Genomic DNA, 20,403 nt, shown 5'->3' with positions numbered 1-20,403 from the left:
CTTTGTAATTGCTGTAATGCTCTGTCCGTACGGTTTATATCATCGTAGAATAATCAGTAGTTCTACGCAGGATCTTCCGCAGTATTACGCTTATTTAACTCATTATAAGAGAGTAATTTGCATACTCATCGGACAGGAATTTCACTTTGGCAAGTTTCGCTCTGTGTAAATGGAGCGGAACTTGTAAAGTGGAATTATCATTTACCAGATAGTGGTAAAAGAAAGATTGCCGTTAACTACCTGTGCATAGATGATACCAAGTGCTCTTGGTCCACCTGCAGTGTAGGCGCCACCACTTCCCTGGAAAGCAATAGGGCCATAGGTAACTCCATTGTTGGTATAAGTGATAAATGATGGAGTAGGGCCACCCGGGCTGATATGCCATACAATATCACCATAAGGGGTACCGGTCAGCGTACCATCAGTATCATAAAAAAAAGCAGTTTGTTTCGCAGGCACTTTCTGCGAATGGCTACCAGCAGCGTTTAATCCTGAAAATGAGAATAAAAGGCATACGATCAGGGTAATTGGGAAAACTTTTTTCATAAGATAACTATGTGATTTGGGTTAAGAAATAATCTCATACACAATATAAGATTATTTCTTAATGATAGCAAAATTATACATATCTATAAACGAATCCCTACCTGCACTTTACCGCTGAATGGCGCCCCTTCGGTGTAATACCAGATGCCGGAGGATGCATTGCCTGCTTTTCTGTCGCCGGACGCCATATATCGTTCATTCGTAATATTGTCCAGCAACACGCGTATAAAATATTTGCCTCGGTCATATGCTACACTTGCGTCCAGCTTCGTAAAATCGGGAATGTCAATGTTTGCAGCAGTACCTCTTTTAATAGCCGTCGTTTCTCCGAGGCTAAAAGACAATCCTTTGAGACTGCCATTCCTGATACCATACATTATCCAGGCGTTCACCTGTTGTTTAGGCCCCCTGGCATAACGTTTACCTACATTAGCTTCATTAGCGTCCTCACTGATAATGGACGACATAAGTGCATAATTCACGGACACGGTCAGATTATCCACCGGCATTCCCAATACATCCAGCTCCAGCCCCTTACTTCTTACCTGTCCTATCTGACGTGTCATACCTGCTGCTGCATCATAAGACAATACATTATTCCGTTTGATGACATATCCCGATACCGTAGTGGACAATAATCCACTGAACCATTCCTTTTTGATACCGGCCTCTGTATTTTTACTTCTGAGGGGAATATATAAATCTCCATTTGCACTGACACCGACCTGTGGCTGGAAAGACTGATCATACAAAGCATATACACTCATGCTGTTCAGTACCATCCACGTAATACCTGCTCTCGGCGTAAAAGAATTGTAGTAATAGTTTTTCTTCTGAGGAGCAGAATAACTTCTTTTGGATACTTCATTGTAAGTAAATCGTCCACCGAAAGAAATGATCACTTTCTTACCAATACTAACCGCATCATAAGCATAAGCGGCCAGCCATTCGTTGAAAGTGTTGTAGGTGTACAACTTATTGAACAAGCGTAGGCTATCTGTATTCTCACCATACTTCAGGTGATATTGATCAAACGGAAACAACCTGGAGCCTACTGCCTGGTAAATAGAGTCCTGTGAATTAGTATAGTCGATCCCTGTCAGTAAACGATGTGTAAAAAGCTGACCGGTCTTGAATGTACCGTTCAGAAACAACTGTGAAGAACCTGTTTGTCCTCTTCTGCGATGATTAAAAGTACTACGCGTGGTTGTGCCGTCGGCGTCAAAGCTTACCGCATTGAAAGTGCCGCCTTTGTAAAACGTCCACTGATCAAAGGGTGAAGTTTTAAATGAGGATTGGGACGTAAGTTTCCAATTATCGTTAAAGGAATGTACAAACTGTAGTCTCACAGTATGCTCATCTGCCTTTGAAACAGGCAATCCTGGATCGGCCATATAATTGTTCCGGCGGCCGTCTTTAAGGATAGTACTGTCGTAACCGCCCTTCGTGAATTGCGTACCATTTTCCGCACGGCTTAAGATCATGTTATACTCGAGTAACAGATATGTACGTTTATTGAAATTGTACTGTACTACCGGCGATAATACATATTTCTTTTTATTGAACCAGTCAGCAAAATAGTTTTGTGTTTCTACGGCGCCATTTATCCGATAAGAAAACCCTTTCTCTTTTACAGCACTGCCATAATCTATTGTTGCGCGATAAAAGCTGAACGACCCTGCGGTAGCGGTCACATTAAAGATCCTTGATTTTCCAGGCGTTTTAGTCACCACGTTAATAGCACCGCCAGGCTCACCATACCCATTGATAAACCCTGCAGGCCCTTTCACTACTTCAACGCTTTCAATGATAGACTCGTCTTCCTGTGAATTTTCATAGGTACCTCCGCCGATAAGACCATTGCGGGAAATATTCGCATTGAAGCCGCGCATGGTGATCGTATTGGCGCCAGAGAACACATTATCGGTAGAGAGGTATACGCCACTGGCGTTACGCAGTGCATCTTTCATTTCAAAACCGCCTTGCAATTGCAACAGGCGGTTGCTGATACCGGTAATGTTCTGCGGCGTTTCCAACAGGCGTCCTCCTAATTTGAGCGTGGCAGAGAGGCTGTCGGTCTTTACGGTGCGTTTTCTGGTTTCCACATTCACCTCCCTGAGGTGTCGGACTTTCATAGAATCTCCGGAGTGCTGAGCCTGTGCTGCCAGTGTGATGAGCAAAGAGAATAGCAATAATCGGTACATTTTATTCATGGTGCATATTTTAATGGTGATCATGTTTGTTCAACAGGTAAAGGGCAGCAACACCCAGTATAACGGACAGGGACAGTAAATAAAATGTGCCCCGCAATATGCTGCTATAAATAGATAATGATGTATGATGAAAAACGGGTATACTGGCGTAATCTGCCGGAGCAAACACTTTGTGGCTGAAAAAGAAAGGAAAGAAATAGGATTTCCATTCCTGGTGAAAGTCTTTTATTTCGTTCTCATAATGACTATAGTCTGCTACATCTGTATGGGCCACCTGGTTGAGAAGCGACTGAGTATAGACTGCCGGACAATAGTAGTACCCTGTTACCATTTCTTCGTGTTGTTGTTTTCGGATAGATTCATCCTTTGCTACAAAGCGGTCCATCTTTCGCGTTACCATATCATAATAGGCCATTAAACGACGTGAACTGGCAGCACTTGTATCATAGGCTCCTGCATCCCGGTAACGGGGATAATGGGCGTAAAAGCTATCCAAAAGTGCTTTCCTGGGCATATCCCATAATGCCCATTCCTGTTCACGCTGTTCTGCAGCAATGGTAGCGGTCTGAGTGGTCACTTTCCTGTCGTCCGCCTTCAGCCGGAAGAATGCAGGTAACAGGATCAATAACAGGATCCATGCAGTGATCATAGCAGCGATATTAAAGCCGGAAGATTTTCTGAAGGCTGCGATTAAACATATCAGCATACACCAGAAAAATATATAGGCGGCAGTAACAACACCCCAGGGCAATAATTCGTACCATCCACCACCTTGTATAATAGGGACTGCACTTGCCAGCAGCATAAAAAGCAGAAAGAACAACATCCATCTGATCAGCATTCTGGCAAGTAAAAGGACTAGCGGTTTTGCACCCTGCATTAACAGTAAGGAAAATGTTCCGTGTTCCTCTTCTCTCGACACGATGTTATAACTTACTCCTATTAACAACAACGGAAAGATGTAAACCAGTAAAAAGGACAAGTCGATATTGCCCGTCAGCAACTTCAGAGGATTATTGATCTTCTCCTCACTATGCAGGTAACTCCAGTTCACTTCCAGGCGATGGTAGTAACCGGCAACATCACTCATCCCCAGCGACAACATGGCAAGTGGAGCAGGTGGCAATACCGCAGCAGGCTTCAACTGGAACTGCACTACCGCAGGATGGGACAACTGCCTGTAAATACTTTTCCCTTCAGCTGTAGCCGTATCCGCCGTGGCGAATCTATTTACGAGACTATCAAAACGATGTGTATCGTTCGTGTAGATATCTTCCAGTGTATTCTTTCGCTCCTGTACTACTGTATGTCCATAATAGAGCGCGGCAATGCCGGTGACCGTCAACAACAATACCACGGGAAAAAACAAACGGTAACGTAGTAACCATTTCCATTCAAATCGGAGGATAGTAATGAAGCGGGACATCAGTAGAATATTGTTTTACGTCTGTTGAAAAAAAGTAGTCCGGCAAGCGGCATACACAACCATGCGATCAATGCCAGATAAGCGGGCATCAGTCGTTTATAAACCTCTTGTACCGGTGGTTGTATATAAGAAAATGGCTTCATCTGCCTGTAAAATTCCGGACCTGCTTTTCCTCCCTGCTCAAGTTTGTTATTCAACTGGCGGATAAAATCGTTCCGGTAATTCCGGGCTGCACGTTGAAAATGTGTAACAGCAGTAAGATCGGTACCGCATAATCCCATAGAGATTTCCCGCAATGCCATGAATGGATCTATCCATCTCGCATAGGCGTCATAGCTATTTTGCGCTTGTATCAGACTATCCACAGCTCCCATGTAAGTTTCATAGATACGTTCATTGTAGTCTTCAGTAGCCTGCATCCATAACGCCGCTGCATTAACGGGCAGACGTGAAAGACTATCCACCCGGTACTTCTTTAGCAGCGAGTCGTTGAATCTTTGCTGACGCACAGTTCTGGGCGACTTGCCATCCAGACCAAATTTCTCTGCATCGGACATTTTCTTTTGTACCGAGAAATGAGAAGGTAAAGGTGTTCTTCCTTCTGATATGACCGATAGCATTCTTGGCAGTAAGATGACGGTCGCCAGCCATACACCCAACAGGATCAGCAAGGCAGTACCAGATCGTTTTACCATGAAAGAGATCATCACACTCAATAAGGCAAAGAAAGCAGCATATATGAAATACGCGAACAATATTCCTGCAAGGCGATCATAACTTACCCGATACGTATCCTGCTGTATTATCAGCAGTGGTATGAGCACCAGCCATGCTGTGACAAGCAGTAAACCGGTTAATAAAAGTGCTGTCATTATCTTTCCAGTGAGCAGTAAACTATTTCCTGCACCCTGCAGTTGCAGGAGTTGCAATGTGCCGGCTTCTCTCTCTTTAGTATACATATCAAAGCACAGAAAGATCAGGAACAGCGGCAGGAATAACTGTAATACAGTGGCCACTGTCAGACTGCCGAAACGTACATAGCTGCCGGACGCAGGTACCGGAGGAGCAAGAAAACCATGCTGCTTATGCGCTTCTATACGGTATACATTACCAGTGAAATCTGTGATGCCTTTATCAAATGAATATAAGAGGGAAGGCTTACTGAAAACGTAAGTACCATAATGCGCAGCGCCATGTGCATTATCTACGTGTAGTGTTTCCCACTGATGCCTGAAAGTATCGGACGCCTCCTGTTGCTCCTGCAGTAACATATTCTGCGAACGCTGTGCCGTGACCAATGCTGCACACAGCAGTATACAAAGGATCAGCCATACAACGTAAATAGCAGGCATGCGGGAGTACATCCGCAATTCTTTGACGATTACAGTTCTTAGCATAAAGGCTTAATTATAGCAATAGAGGTCCTGTTACCGGGGGCGAGGCCTCACGCGGTACAGTATGACGTTGTTACATCAGTTTCGATAGTATGTGTATTATTTCACGGATGTAAAGATAAGGGTAGATTTTATTATTTGCAACAATGTTACATTTATTTATATTTGGTCTGAAAACCCGACAGCATGTTCAAGACGAAAAAATTCCCACTCTATAAACAATCTGATGTAATGGACTGTGGTCCCACCTGCCTGAAGATGGTGGCAATGCATTATGGTCGCCGGTTCCCCTTGCAACACTTGCGGGAATTGACTAAGAGCACACGACAAGGCGTGACGATATCCGATCTTATTGCCGCGGGGGAACAACTGGGTTTTAAAACATTCAGCGCGGAACTGCCGTTCACGGTACTCTCACAAAAAGCGCCTCTCCCCTGTGTATTGCATTGGGAGAAACAACATTTCGTTGTGTTGCACGATATCACAGCTACACATGCCTATGTAGCAGATCCTGCTTTAGGCCGCACTATCATGTATACCAAAGATCAGTTCATGGATGCCTGGCAGAAGGACGCGGGCAGCGGCACAGGCAGAGCGCTGTTCCTCGAACCTACAGCCGATTTCTATGCGCAGGAAAGTATCACTGAACCGGTTGTTTCATTAAAGACTTTATATCCTTATCTGCAAGCTCATAGAAAACAGTTACTCCCTGTGTTTGGCACGTTGCTGCTTGCAGCGGGATGCTCTCTACTTGTGCCAATACTGACAAAAGCAGTTGTAGACAAGGGGATCAATTCACATGACATTCCGCTCTTACTATTGATATGTATTGGGCAATTAATGTTGTTCCTGGGTCGCATGGGAATGGATTTCATTCGTGCACGGCTACTGTACAAACTCGGCACACGTATCAGTATTCAAATGCTGCGCTCTTTCATTCTGAAGCTAATGCGATTGCCACTTCCATTTTTTGATAATCGTCATGCAGGGGACAATATGCAACGCATTGCTGACAATCAGCGGGTGGAAGACTTTATGACATCTGTGTTTGTTACGTTCGTGATGGCTACCATCACCACACTTGTGCTGGGAAGCGTATTGCTTTATTACCACCTGCTGATCTTTTTGCTCTTCCTCGCAGGAGCAATATCGTCCATCATCTGGGCAAACTCATTCCAGGAAAAAAGAAAGATGCTGGACCAGCAGAAGTTCAAAGCCCTGGCGGCCAATCAGCAAATACTGCTGGAGATCTTCGGGGCCATGCAGGAAATCAAACTCACCGGCAGTGAAGACATCAAAAGCACGCAATGGCAGCAGATACAGGAAAGATCATTTGATCTGAAACTGGACAGCCTGCGCATGGACCAGTTTATGCAGGGCACTGGGCTGTTCATTAATGAGGTCAAGAACGTGTTGATCACATCGCTTGCAGCAATACTGGTTATTAAAGGGGAACTATCCCTGGGCACGATGTTAGCCATAACCTATATCTGCGGGCAATTAAACACACCGGTACTTCAACTGGCAGACTTCATCCGGTCTTCACAAAATACTCTTTTCAGCATGCAACGGATGGCAGAGGTGCAACATCAACCTGATGAAGATCAGCATGAGCAGGCAGTCCTGCCACTGACCGCAGCCAATGGTCAGGATATCGTATTAAAAAATGTACGCTTCCAATATGGCCATCAACACTCTCCTATTGTACTGAATGATATTCATATTACTATTCCCGCTGGAAAGATAACGGCTATTGTAGGTATGAGTGGCAGTGGTAAGACGACCTTACTCAAACTGCTACTGAAATTCTATGCACCGGTGAAAGGGCAGATCATGATCGGCGACCAAACACTTTCTTCTGTGAATGCAAGATCATGGCGCAAGCAATGTGGCGTGGTGATGCAGGACGGCTATGTTTTCATGGATACCATTGCCAATAACATCTATTGTGGTGCTGCAGACAGGAACACAGAAAGACTATATGCAGCCTGTAAAATGGCAAACATACATGAGTTTTTTACGGCCATGCCATTCGGTTATGATACCATCGTTGGCAGAGACGGATATGGTCTCAGCCAGGGACAGCAACAAAGATTACTGATCGCGAGAATGATCTACCGGAATCCAGCCTATATATTCCTGGATGAGGCCACCAACTCCCTGGATGCACATAATGAACGCGCTATCGTAAACAGCCTCGAACACTTCTTTCCTGGTAAAACAGTCGTCATAGTGGCACACAGGCTCAGTACTGTCAGGCATGCACACCAGATAGTTGTTATGGAACAAGGTTGTATCGTGGAATGCGGTACACACGAGGAACTGATACGCAGTAAAGGAGCTTATTATCATCTTATTAAAAACCAGCTGGAACTGGGCCAGTAAATAACCACGATCATGACTTTACAGGTATTCCCTTACGCATTTGTACGCTACACTTCTTTGCACCAGCAGGAGATGAATGTATTCGATCCGTCCGACAACATGCAGTTAGTCTTATCTAACCTGCGCATTTTACATGCAAGGAAGGAAGAAAGCAAAACACTTTTATGTGAGGAGCTTTTCAAGCAGATACAACAAGCCACTGATGACAAAAAACGACAGCAGCTACTCAATATCAAACGAGCTGTATTCAATGATAAGCTGCTTAATATCCCAGCTGGTGATGTAGGATTGGAAAAAGCCATCTCGCTTCATATGCAGGTGCTGTCCGCATTCCATGATATCGGCGATCAATGGCAGCAGATATTCCAGGATGAGATGATCAGGCACAGACAGGCGTTAAAAACATATGCAGAACAGGAACTGTTATGTAAAGGCATCCTGTTATCCAGTCATACATTATATACACAATTACCGTCATTCATCTCAAGGGACCCAAGTAGATTTCGTCACAAGGAATTGAAAACAGAATACAGCCTGCTGAAATACCTGACAAGGATGGCCTATAAAACTTCTCCGTTCAGTACATTTACGCATACCGGCATAGCTGTTCCTGAAGACGGTGAAATCCGATCCTCCCTTACATTGTCTGATTCCATACACGCTGGCATACGGCTAAACAATAAGTTGTTTGACTATCTGAGGCTACTGATGGTACATCATCCTGCATTAAATGAGATACTGGAAATACGGCTTAATCCAACGATACAAGACAAAGGGGCTTATCTTCAATTCCTGGCAAGCTACAGGAATATAGAATCCTTCCAGAAAATGCCCACCAGTGATATCACCAGCTGGTTGTTTTCTTTTCTCTCTTCACAGGAAAGACCGGTAACACTTGGTACGCTCACAGATACACTGTCAGCCTACGTGCCTGACGCAGACAGGTCTCAGGTGAAGTCATACTTATTGCAGCTGGTGGCGAACGGATATATAGAAACCGGTGTTGGTTGTTCAGGCATAGATCCGGATTGGGACCAGGCACTGATCACCTACCTGCAGGATAACGAAAAAAGCGTAGCCGCAATAAACCCACTCTTACGCCTGTTACAGCTATTACGTGACCAACGGCAAGCCTATGCTACAGCGACTGCAGCCGCCAGAGGGAAGATAATACAGGCAGCTGCTGCTGCACTGGAGAAGACGCTCGTCCAGCTACAGGAAGAAGCGGGACTATCCGGTCCGACTACGACCGGTGACGATCTGGCACATCAGGTGCAACAGGAAGCACGTACGCAAAAAGAAGGATTCAATGTAACGCGTTTCATGCTACAGCAGTTCCCTTCATCCGGTATTTTTTATGAGGACACCTATACGTCTTCTATGAGCACCTACCCTTCAGCAGAAATGCATACACTGGCAGAGAAGGCAGACCGGCTTTGTACATTGTTGGAATCACTGGATACCATGCAGTCAGAACGGATAAGAATGCGTGATTTCTTTCTCCGGCATTTTGATGCCGATCAACAGATTTCCGTTACAGAATTCTACTACAAATATTATCAGCTGGAAAAAAAAGTACAGAAGGAGATGTCAAGATCACACGTCTCAGTACAGGAAGATACTATCACCACAAAGTTGAGGCAATTACTGCAACTGAATGATATCAACGATGCCGGTGATGTTATTCGTCTGACAAATCCCGACTTCAATATATCTCCCGTAAGTACAACCACAGCGAGAGGAATGTTTGTCCAGCTATTCCGCCAGGGAGAGGAATTGTATGGCGTTATCAATAACTTGTTACCAGGGATGGGTAAAGTAGCCGGCCGATTCCTGGACCTTTTTGATCCTGCGGTCACAGCCAGCTTCAGGGAATGGAACGGTAACCTATATCCTGATAAGATGCAACTGGAGTTAAGTGATGGCTCAAGCTTCAATGCCAATATACATCCGCCATTATTATCCCAGGCTATCCGAATACCTGGTAGCCACAGTAATTACAGTGTTCATCAACAAACAGGCGTAGAAAATGTAGCGGTAAGATATAATCCCGCGACATCACTTTTATCGCTGGTCTATGTTCCTGATGGCAGAGAGATCTTTGCATATGATCTTTCCCTTCAATCATTTTTTAACCGGTCCAACTTCTATCAGCTCCTGGCACATTTCAATCCTGAACAGCGGATACCGCTCCGTAAACTTATTGAAGTGACCGATGAGAAATATGCAGCAGCGTTCAACATCACGGAAGCGGACATCATTTGCAAGCCCAGGATCACATTTGAGAAGCATATTATATTACGCCGGAAGGCTTGGGTAATTAAAGCCCACTCTATACCACAACAGGAAAGTAATGAAACAGATGCCGCCTATTACCTACGACTTAATAAGTGGCACGCTGAAAGCGGGATACCTGATCGTGTGTTCTTATTCCTTAAATCTTATGCTATACCTGCTACAAAAGAAGAGAAGTCAAATATGGCCAAAGATGATTACAAACCGCAGTACATTAGTTTTATACAACCGGTAATGGTGAACTTGTTTAAGAAGCTGTTAAGCAGGGCCGGCCAATATATTTATGTAGAAGAAATGCTGCCTCATGTATCACACCTGCAAGATACACCTGTAACAGAACACCTCATTCATTGGTATAAATACTAAAGTGATGCAAACGAAATGGCTTTCTGCATATCTGTTTTCCAATAAGGGGCTAAACAAAATATTGTGTGAACAGATCGTTCCTTTTCTGCAAGGAGCAGACGGGCATCTGCAAACATCAGCGCCGTACTTTTTTATCCGTTACGGGGAGGGCGGTCCGCATATACGCCTACGGGTAAAGATCCGCGAGGAAGACGAAAATATGATGCGGAAAATGCTCGGCAGGTATACTCCGGTACAGTATACCCCATACATACCGGAGACAGAAAGATATGGTGGACCATCTGCAATTGTGCTGGCAGAACAGCAGTTCTTCCTGTGCTCTGAGCATACATTATCGCTGTTCAGTCGCCCGGATTGGGATAACTCAAAAATATTTGTGCAAGCTATACAGATGAATATGGCGTTGCTGTACGCATTACAGTCTACACCAAATGAAACAATAAACATTTGCTCTCAGTTTATCAGGTCCTGGCTACCCAGATTATACAATGGGCGATCTGATATTCCCGGACAGGAGAAATATTTCCTGTTATTAATGGAAAAGAAATTTGAACAATACGCACCACTTCTTCTGCCACTATCAGTCAACTTCTGGACAACCTTACAACAGGAACAGTCGATATTACAAACTTATGCTGACAGGCATATTCCGTTATTCGGATATTATCAACGGCTGATCAATGATACGCAGAAAATGCGGGCTATTATGTGCAGCCTCCTGCATATGCAGCACAACAGACTTGGCATCCAGAATGCAGACGAAGCTTATATAACATTCTTCACCATGAAGTGTATGGAACATATATATGAACAGACTAACTGAACAAGTTTTGTTTGAGCATGAAATATACCGGATAGCAGATACCCTACTGACATCATTACAGCAAGACGAAGATGGCAGTTACTGGCAGCGTAAACGGGTATCAGAAGATGGCGTGGTTACCTACCTGCCAGAAACTACCGATATTTTTAACGGCAGTGCCGGTACTCTTTTATTCTTTCTGGACCTGTACCGCTATCAGCCCGACAGCCGTTATATTGATTGCTGCAACAATGTACTGGACCGTTTACTCAGGAAAACCTATACTACAGTTCCTGCGTACTATACTTTTTATACAGGCGCAACAGGACTGATCTATTTATGTATCCGCATGTATGAAGCGACAGGCATTTACAGGTATATTGAACAAGGTATTCAATTGGCCATACATCTGAAAAATGGATTCAGTAACGGTGTTGTAAAAGATGATCTGTTAAGCGGGCATGCAGGTAATTTACTTGCGATCAGTTATCTGTATGCGCATAGCGGAGAGATGTCACTGGTGAATATCATAAAGGACATCTGTGATATACTGATCAATCACGCGAGGATCTCAGATACCGGATTGAAATGGGATAACGAAAAATTTGCTTATGATAGCCTGACGGGGTTTTCCCATGGCGCGGCAGGCATAGCATATGCGCTGCTCGAAACGGGAAGATATTTCAAAGATGAAACGCTATGCTGGTTGGGCGAACAGGCGCTAGCATATGAAATGCAATATTATGACGCAGAGAAAAACAACTGGATGGACCTGCGGTTGAATAGTCTCAGGATACCGCCCGGAGAAATCATTGACTGGGACTTGCTATCATTCAAACCACGGATGAGTGATGCCTGTTCATGGGCACATGGAGCTACAGGCGCAACGTTGTCAAGACTGCATGCATATCATATTACAGGAAATACCAGGTATGCAGAACAGGCTAATCTGGGTATACAGCGAACATTGCGGGACATCTCAGCACCCTCCAGGAATAATTATACACTTTGCAGCGGCTACGGCGGTCATATCCTGTTACTGCTGAAAGCATCGGATGTATTGGTTGATGCATCACTGTATACAAAGGCTGTAATGTATGCACAGAATGCACTACATTTCTTCCGGCGGCATGGTACTTACAACACTTATTCGGCAGCAACACACGATGATCCGGCCTTGTTATCGGGCCTGGCAGGAATAGGATACCTCTATCTTCAGTTCCTCCTTCCCTACAGGGGTAATACTGTCCTCCATCCACAGATACCTGGCGATGTAACAGATCATGGAAGTCTTATATTGTACAATATAGCAGAGGTAAAAGCAAATATACTGGGAGCTCATTTTAAACAGACCTTGTCATTACAACAACCAGATATAATATGTTGGAAGAGGGTACAGAACATACAGGAACTTGAGCAATACCTCTTGAGACAGATCTGTAATGATCCACAGATCGAACTGTCAGAAATTTTCGAGTTTGAAAGGGGGATGACAACACTGTGGAAAATGCATAAAGGCATGCTGTGTTACAGAAAGAAGGGACAACAGTTACAGAGCATCTGCCGGAAAATAATAGCGTACGACGATAATACCCTGTTAAATAAAAAGCTGGTGCTCTGTTCACATGTTAAAATACATAGCGCACAAGCGGGATATAAAGTTATGTACTGCCAGGAACAAGGTGTTTCCATTCTTTCCGTGAACCGTTTACCAGGCCTGATACTTTCACAGCTACAACAGGCTAAGACAATAAACGATGTCGTCAACAACATCACTGCACATCATTTCCCCGGTCAGTCAACGGACCAGCAACAGCAAATAGTTATCGCCATTCTCGGACAGGTCAGGCTTTTACTGCAATACGGGTTGCTTACAGCAGCATAATAAAAAAAGCCGGGATAACTGTGACACCATCCCGGCCGGTTGTATGTTCTTACGAACAAACGTCCTGCATTAGCAGATCACGGTTTCGCATTCATGACCTTCATCATCTGTTAATTCAGTATGAGTAGGGTGCGAGTCTGTAGCATCGTGACCAGCAATACCACCTGCAAGGCGGCTGTTCATTTCGCTGTCAATACTTGTTACGAAGCTTTCGATCCGGAGATCGTCCAGGGTAAGTCTGAACTGATTTTCTTTCATAAAATAGTCTTTAATTGTTATGCCTACTATTCTGAGGGTTTCGGCTTCTCCCCGATTGCAATCAATTAAAGATAGATAAAATGCATCATTGTTTCAAAAATTACTCCATATTTATTTTTAGTATGACAGCATTTTTACTGATTTCAGGTGTACTTCTTTTTCACTTCACCAGCCAGTAATATACCGATACCTACAAATGCGAGGACTGCAACGGCTTTCAGCAATGTCTTCGTTGCACTGACAGCAGGGACATATTCAACACCGCTGATGCCTGCAACAGCGGGATCGTTCGAGTAACGGCCATTCGCAGGTACTGCTTTTTCTTTGAAGTTATCCGCCAGTTCCTGCAATGCTTTGAGCGCTTCTCCTTCCATCGGCATACCATGTCCTGTAGCTACGATAGATGGCTGTAAAGAGGCCAGCGTTTGCACTGATCTTTCTGCGGCATCCCAGTCGTAAGTAAAGTATCGCGGAGGACCTGAAAGGACCTTCTTTTGTTTCAATACAGAAAATAACGATTCCTGCTGTGTAGTCACAAAAGCATCACCTGCCAGTAACACATTATCCTGTTCACGGAACAGGCTTATATGTCCCGGAGCATGGCCAGGTGTATGGAAATATCTCCACTCTTTCAGGCCGGGTATATTCCCCTGTTCCGGCAGTAATAGTAATCGTCCGCCGAGGTCAATGGGGCCTCTGGGGAACAGAAAGGAGAGATAAGTAAACAATCCGCCACCGGCAGAAGGATCGGGCGGCGGATAGGAAGAACGCCCTGTCAGATAAGGTGCTTCCAGGTAGTGTGCATATATTGGGACATCCCATTCATCGGCCAGTTGTTTTACCGAGCCTGTATGATCGAAATGCCCATGTGTAAGGATAATGGCCGAAGGCGTGGCCTGGGGCCAGAACAACTCCTTTGCCACTCTTTTGATCCTGGCTGCAGACGTAGACAAACCGGCATCCAGCAGTACCCAGTGATTGGTCGTGGCGTCATGGATGAAGTATACGTTAACGATCTTGTCCCGCAACCCCCATACACCGGGAGCTACATAGAACCACTCATGCGTTGAGCATGCTTTAATTTTAACCAGCGCTTGTTGTTTTTTCATATTTTTCTGAATTAACATGAACACTGGTTATAACATCTCAAAACTCATGCTGGGTCGAACAGGCACAACCGTAACTAGTCTTCTTTGCTCCCATCGTCGGCCATTCTCACTATTCTCGGAGAGAATTTTGCAACAACATCTACCAGGTCCTTCTGCGCATCCATCACGATGTTGATATCCTTATAGGCCATAGGCGCTTCATCCAATCCGGCCCCGATCAGCGTTACATCATTGGCTTTTAATATGGCCTTCATTTCCAGGGAAGTAATATTCTGTATAGCGGCGGTACGGCTCATCTGACGGCCTGCTCCATGAGAAGCGGAATTGATCGCATGCTCCTCTCCTTTTCCTCTTACCAGGAATCCCGGAGCGGTCATAGAACCCGGAATGATCCCCATTACGCCTTTACCTGCTGGCGTAGCACCTTTTCTATGCACGATCACTTCTTCCCCGTTCCAGGTCTCTTTCCATGCAAAATTGTGATGGTTTTCCACTTTAGCCAACAGTTTACCTCCTATAGCATTCGCCAGTTTATGATGGATCACTTCATGACAGGCAGAGGCGTAGTCACCGGCCAGGTTCATCGCCAGCCAATATTCCTGACCAGCTTCGCTGTTCATATCCAGATAGGCCAGGTTAGCGGCTTCTTTTGGCAGCTTACACAGTTCTTTTGCCAAACGGGTATAGTAACCAGCAATGGTAGCGCCCATCCCCCTGGAACCGGAGTGGGACAACAGGGCAAGATATTTCCCTTTAGGGATATTCAGCGGTTGATCATCTTCAGCAAATTCAATAATACCCCATTCCACAAAGTGGTTCCCTCCACCGGAAGTACCTAACTGGGAATATGCTTTATCTTTCAGCTGTTTTATGAACTGGGTCATATTGAACTCTGCCCGGTCCAGTACGGCGTGTTCTGTACGGTGTTTTCCCTGGTAACCATGACCTGCGCCAAACCGGGTATGCTCTATCAGTTCCCGCATATATATATCCTGGTTTTCAATAAAGTGTTGCTCAGAAATATCAAAGATGGACAAGGCCATACGACAACCGATATCCACACCAACACCGTAAGGGATCACCGCATTCTTAGTAGCCAGCACTCCACCTATAGGCAAACCGTAACCCTGGTGGGCATCCGGCATTAAAGCACCTCCTACCGTAACCGGCAGCTTCATTGCCGTATCCATCTGCCGTATTGCGCCCGCATCAATATGATCAGCACCATACACCGAGAATTCTCCGGCGGTATCGTTCAGTATAATTGCGCTTTGTATCTCCTTCGCTTCTTCAATCATCTTTGTGGCAAGATCTTCCAGGATCTCATGGTCAAGAAAAGCTTCCGGCTGTTGTAACACATCTTTCATAAGGGACAGCAGGGTTTCACGCTCAGACTCCTGGTAATGTTTTTCCAGTACTTCCAGCGCCAGGCCGAGTATCTTACCCTGTTGATAACCGATAGCTAACAGATCATTGCCCTTAATATTGTTCATATGCATTTCTTATTTCGTTATAATAATAATGCAATATTCAATAAGGTATGCGCAGCTTTTTTGCGCACTTTGATCTGTTTAATATCTTTTTTTAGAATAGGCTCATTTTCATCGTCTTATAGCCACAATATTTTGAAAGGCGAAGATCTCAAAAGCCGCAACATTGTATTCTCCCAATGCGATCAGTCCGTCGGGCAGCATACGGTAGAAGTCATACCCGGGCAATATGTCTATTATGTCTTTGAAGAAGGTGCGCGAAATAACGTTCATTTCATTGAACTCTACCTGGACTACTTTTATCATGCCTTTTGCAATTGCCTGTCGCGCGCCTTTCAATACGTTCAATTCATTTCCCTCCGTATCAACCTTTAGTAACGCGATCTCCCTGATTCCATTATCTTCTATAAACTCATCGATAGTGGTCAGGTCAATAGCAATCTCTTCTACTTCGCTCTTACGGAAATCGGCAATTACTTCCTTGTACATACTGGCATGCTCTGAGCCTTTATTCTCGATGTAGTCGTAAATAAATGTCGTCAGCGCAGTCTCTCCTGCTCCCTTTTGTACCGGAATGAAATGATGCATGGATGCCGCCTCTTCCAGTTTATTGTAAGCCACAGGATGTGGCTCGAACGCGTAAATAGGCAGGGACACCTTCCTGTTACGCAACATCACAGAGTAACCGCCAATGTTTGCGCCCACATCGAGGATCACACCTTTATTGAACCTTCCGGTGGAGATCATATATTTCACAAAGGCATCTTCTCCGCTTATATAATCGTTTTCATGATTCATGATCCCCAGCCCTCTCATACTTAATTTATACAGGAGCAGGTTAATAGGATAAAGCGCTTTCCGCGCGAAAAGAAAGATATACACTTTTCTCAGGGTGTCGGTAACTGGATTCATTGTTTGGTTAGTTGATTTTTTGTGGAGATTATAATTGTTCCTGTAATCCTGTCATTACATTATGTACGGGCATTCCTTTAATACATTCATACCTGTCATATCCTGACAGATAATTGAGGTTTCCTTTTTTGTCGCGGCTTTCACGGAAACGGGAATAAACATATCCTTCTTCAGGTGTAAGCGCTTTCAACGGTCCCAGCCGGTTTTTCTTTATGAAATAAGCATTATTACCTATGGAATTAGAACCTACAAATGCATATCCTTTTTCTTCGGCCAAAATACACAGGGCCTTCAGAGAAGCCCCAAAGTATAGATGGCTGTAGTGTACCCGCTCTCTGACGAAATCCGGTTTATAAGGCACCGTTACCGCCCTGTCAATACCAAATACACTGTTATATTCCGCTATTACTATTACCGGCTCTACCACGTTGATTGCTTTCCATACCCAATAGTCATTACCGTCGATATCAACAGACAATAGTCCTATTTCTCCTTTTAGGCCCTGTGCAGTGATCAGGTCATTGATGTTCTCTGCCGTTATAAACGCCTGTACTGCTTTCAAGTCATGCTGATAATAAATATCATCCGACATTATATAACGGATGCTCTTTTGCGATCCATCAATTACAAGTCCTGACCAGTTATTATACTTCAGGAGGAAACGGGTATTTGACTCCACATAGTTTTCCACACCAAACTCTATGAATGTGGTTTCCGGAATATGTACCTTATTGATAAGGTATTGAATGATGCCATCGTCGCCCGTCTGTGAGAAGACTTTAAATTCAGCAGATGAAATATTATCAAGAACAGGCAATGCTTTATTCTGCCTGGCCAAAAGGGTACCTAACAATAAGAGGTCTGTTTGCTGGGCTTTCCGGGAGGTGTACAAAAAATGGTGCAATACATTCACCAACTTCTTCAATCGTTTCATCAGGAACATGGTAAGTGTTAAGTAATCGGAGCGCTCTCCTAAAATATGTTACCCCCATAAATACATAATAATATAATTATTGTTCATTTTGCGATAATTTCTAACATGTGCGATCCTACGCTTCTTTTCTGCATACCCAATATGACAAAGGCATACCTACACTTACATAACTTTCCCGGCATTTTTGCGCATGTGATATTTTTGTTTTAATTTGCTTCAGTCTGAGAATGCGTTAATCAATAAAATCTGCAAAGAATTATTTGCATATGATGGTGCCCCAACTGTCATAAGGTGTTTTATTGTTTCTACTTGATTACCGTTCCATGACTCCTAACACGTCTTCGCCAAGATATTTTTTTAGTCTGGATGCTATAAGAGGCTTTGCTGCGCTTATTGTTGTCCTATGCCACTGGCAATTCTATTTCTATAAGGATCAAACTATACAAACCAAACCCATAGAGGAGTTAGGGCTGCCATTATTCTCGTATCTATCCATCTTTTACCATCACGCTTTTTTTGCGGTAGATCTCTTTTTCCTCTTATCAGGGTTTATCTTCTTCTGGTTCTATGCCGATAAAATAGCCGGCAGGAAAACACCTTTCAGCAACTTTATCTGTTACCGGCTAACGCGCCTTTATCCTGTTCACTTTATTACGCTGCTGTCACTGATAGTATTACAATACATTATGGTGAGCAGAACGGGCCATACCTTCATTATGCAGAATAATGATACCTGGCACTTTGTGCTGAACCTGTTTGTTATACACAGCTGGGGATTTGAGCCGACACCTGCACTGAACGGGTTTAACGGCCCTTCCTGGTCTGTATCGGTCGAGCTGTTGTTATACCTGATGTTCTTCTTCATCAGCTGGAAAAAACTAAATCGTAATAAGGGACTGCTGATAATGATCGTTGTAGCGGGCGCTGTTATACAATATTTCTATTCTATGATAGGCCAGGGAATTTATTCCTTCTTTCTGGGAGGGCTTACCTATCATCTCTATGCCTGGCTTACTGAAAGAAAAAATGTACGCCGGGTCACCACTATCGTTACTATTGCCGCTATTGTACTCTGGGCGGTCGTATTGACAGAGTATGCATTTTCGTATATAAGGGATTTTTCAATGCTATTGATGAAGAAAGTATTGCCAGGAAAAGATGTAACATTTGATACCGCTTTGTTTAATCTATCCAGGAATACTTTTTTCAGAACTATTATTTCGCCTGTCACTATTCTAACACTTGCATTGTCGGAAACAACGAGAGGAGGCCTGAAAATAAAATGGGCGCTGGTATTGGGAAATGCCAGTTACGCGCTATACCTGCTTCATTTCCCGTTAATGGTCTTCTTCTTTATTGCCGTGGACACATTAGGGATCAGTCAGGAAGTGTTTCACTCTCCGCTTACAGTACTGATCTTCTATTCAGTGTTGATCCCACTAAGTATCCTTACTCATTATTATTTCGAATTGCCCCTGCAGGACCTGTTCAGAAAGCGGCTGCTCAGAAGGCCAACACCGGGTCTTGTTACTGTTGTCAATAATCAGATTACCACATAATACAGGCCACCAATATAGGACCTGCAACTGTTTATCACCTTGTTTTATTAATCGAAATCAGATATGATACCTAAATTCCATTTACTGTTATTCATTGTGGTAAGTCTCCTTACCGGCTGTGTCAATACTAAAAAGATCACCTATTTCAATGACCTCGAAAAAGCAAACGGAATTGAATCTGCCAACAAGCTACAATCGCTTAAAGTGCAACCGGGAGATATATTACAGATCACCATCACAACGATCGACAAAGATATTTCCCTGATACTGAACCCGGCGGCAGTCAACTCGTCACCTATGTCCACGCATGGCATGGACCCCGGCTACATCGTTGACAGCGCAGGTAATGTAAGTCTGCCGATGATCGGAAAGGTATATGTAAAGGATAAGACCACGACAGAAATAAATGACATCATCACGCAGGAGTTAAACAAGACGATCCGTAATCCTTATGTATCTACCCGCATTGCCAATTTCAGGGTTTCCGTACTGGGAGATGTGGCACGCCCGGGCTCTTACCAGATAGCAGGCGAGAGAGCTTCCGTCCTGGATGCCCTCAGTATGGCCGGCGATCTGAACGTCACGGCCCTCAGAGATGATATTATGATCATCCGTGAAGTGAACGGAGAAAAAACATATGCATCACTAAATCTGAATAATGGTAAAACACTTGCATCACCGTACTACTATCTCAATAATAATGATGTAATATATGTCAAGCCTGGCCCTAACAAACAATTCAACACATCCAAGATCGTACAGCTATTACCTGCTGCCATCGGCATTCTGTCACTCATTACCACCATCGTCATTGTTTCCGTAAAATGAT

The 20,403-nt window shown here is 44.1% G+C and carries 15 protein-coding genes; 6 read left to right on the top strand and 9 right to left on the bottom strand.

Annotation, left to right across the window (positions count from 1 at the left end):
• Positions 1-201 precede the first annotated feature (201 nt).
• The 4 genes from C7475_RS21685 to C7475_RS21670 form a co-directional block, all read right to left on the bottom strand.
• Positions 202-546, bottom strand: a complete 345-nt coding sequence (locus C7475_RS21685; RefSeq protein WP_110055503.1) for a hypothetical protein — start codon at positions 544-546, stop codon at positions 202-204.
• Positions 547-629: 83 nt separating this feature from the next.
• Entirely contained in the window at positions 630-2,759 is a 2,130-nt protein-coding gene (locus tag C7475_RS21680; protein WP_158286576.1) for a TonB-dependent siderophore receptor, read from the bottom strand.
• Positions 2,760-2,769: 10 nt separating this feature from the next.
• Positions 2,770-4,185, bottom strand: coding sequence for a DUF3526 domain-containing protein (locus tag C7475_RS21675; protein ID WP_110055501.1), 1,416 nt, complete (start codon positions 4,183-4,185; stop codon positions 2,770-2,772).
• Positions 4,185-5,582 (bottom strand): DUF3526 domain-containing protein, encoded by a 1,398-nt coding sequence (locus C7475_RS21670; protein ID WP_110055500.1) that lies wholly within the window; start codon positions 5,580-5,582, stop codon positions 4,185-4,187. The genes C7475_RS21675 and C7475_RS21670 overlap by 1 nt, the downstream gene beginning before the upstream one ends.
• Positions 5,583-5,765: 183 nt before the next feature.
• Here C7475_RS21670 and C7475_RS21665 point away from each other — a divergent pair, with 183 nt between their 5' ends.
• From C7475_RS21665 to C7475_RS21650, 4 genes are read left to right on the top strand one after another with little or no spacing between them, the layout of a single operon-like run.
• Positions 5,766-7,964, top strand: coding sequence for a peptidase domain-containing ABC transporter (locus C7475_RS21665; RefSeq protein WP_110055499.1), 2,199 nt, complete (start codon positions 5,766-5,768; stop codon positions 7,962-7,964).
• A gap of 12 nt (positions 7,965-7,976) precedes the next feature.
• The gene (locus C7475_RS21660; protein WP_110055498.1) at positions 7,977-10,625 is read left to right on the top strand and encodes a lantibiotic dehydratase; all 2,649 of its coding nucleotides are present in this window, start codon (positions 7,977-7,979) and stop codon (positions 10,623-10,625) included.
• Between the two features lie 4 nt (positions 10,626-10,629).
• The gene (locus tag C7475_RS21655; RefSeq protein WP_110055497.1) at positions 10,630-11,448 is read left to right on the top strand and encodes a thiopeptide-type bacteriocin biosynthesis protein; all 819 of its coding nucleotides are present in this window, start codon (positions 10,630-10,632) and stop codon (positions 11,446-11,448) included.
• The gene (locus C7475_RS21650; RefSeq protein ID WP_110055496.1) at positions 11,432-13,312 is read left to right on the top strand and encodes a lanthionine synthetase LanC family protein; all 1,881 of its coding nucleotides are present in this window, start codon (positions 11,432-11,434) and stop codon (positions 13,310-13,312) included. Before C7475_RS21655 ends, C7475_RS21650 begins: the two co-directional genes overlap by 17 nt.
• Before the next feature lie 69 nt (positions 13,313-13,381).
• On the opposite strand, the gene C7475_RS21645 is transcribed toward C7475_RS21650, so the two are convergent.
• The 5 genes from C7475_RS21645 to C7475_RS21625 all read right to left on the bottom strand — a co-directional run bounded on the left by C7475_RS21645 (position 13,382) and on the right by C7475_RS21625 (position 18,015).
• Positions 13,382-13,570 carry a pinensin family lanthipeptide gene (locus tag C7475_RS21645; RefSeq protein WP_110055495.1) on the bottom strand — a complete coding sequence of 63 codons (189 nt, stop codon included), beginning with the start codon at positions 13,568-13,570 and terminating at the stop codon, positions 13,382-13,384.
• Between the two features lie 143 nt (positions 13,571-13,713).
• Positions 13,714-14,679 (bottom strand): MBL fold metallo-hydrolase, encoded by a 966-nt coding sequence (locus C7475_RS21640; protein WP_110055794.1) that lies wholly within the window; start codon positions 14,677-14,679, stop codon positions 13,714-13,716.
• A gap of 74 nt (positions 14,680-14,753) precedes the next feature.
• Positions 14,754-16,172 (bottom strand): RtcB family protein, encoded by a 1,419-nt coding sequence (locus C7475_RS21635; RefSeq protein ID WP_370445437.1) that lies wholly within the window; start codon positions 16,170-16,172, stop codon positions 14,754-14,756.
• A 108-nt stretch (positions 16,173-16,280) separates the two neighbouring features.
• On the bottom strand, positions 16,281-17,081 hold the full coding sequence (locus C7475_RS21630) for an FkbM family methyltransferase (protein WP_110055493.1): 801 nt from the start codon (positions 17,079-17,081) through the stop codon (positions 16,281-16,283).
• 28 nt (positions 17,082-17,109) lie between these two features.
• On the bottom strand, positions 17,110-18,015 hold the full coding sequence (locus tag C7475_RS21625; protein WP_233259924.1) for a hypothetical protein: 906 nt from the start codon (positions 18,013-18,015) through the stop codon (positions 17,110-17,112).
• A gap of 323 nt (positions 18,016-18,338) precedes the next feature.
• Between C7475_RS21625 and C7475_RS21620 the strand changes: the two genes are divergently transcribed.
• Positions 18,339-19,574, top strand: a complete 1,236-nt coding sequence (locus tag C7475_RS21620; protein WP_110055492.1) for an acyltransferase — start codon at positions 18,339-18,341, stop codon at positions 19,572-19,574.
• 63 nt (positions 19,575-19,637) lie between these two features.
• Complete coding sequence (locus C7475_RS21615; RefSeq protein WP_110055491.1) at positions 19,638-20,402, top strand: polysaccharide biosynthesis/export family protein; 765 nt, start codon at positions 19,638-19,640, stop codon at positions 20,400-20,402.
• The last annotated feature ends 1 nt before the right edge of the window (position 20,403 follow it).

Origin of the sequence: Chitinophaga sp. S165, from assembly GCF_003182155.1 — a bacterium.
Taxonomy (GTDB): domain Bacteria; phylum Bacteroidota; class Bacteroidia; order Chitinophagales; family Chitinophagaceae; genus Chitinophaga.
The sequence above is the reverse complement of the archived record's forward strand: the minus strand, read 5'-3'. Positions and strand labels throughout refer to the sequence as shown.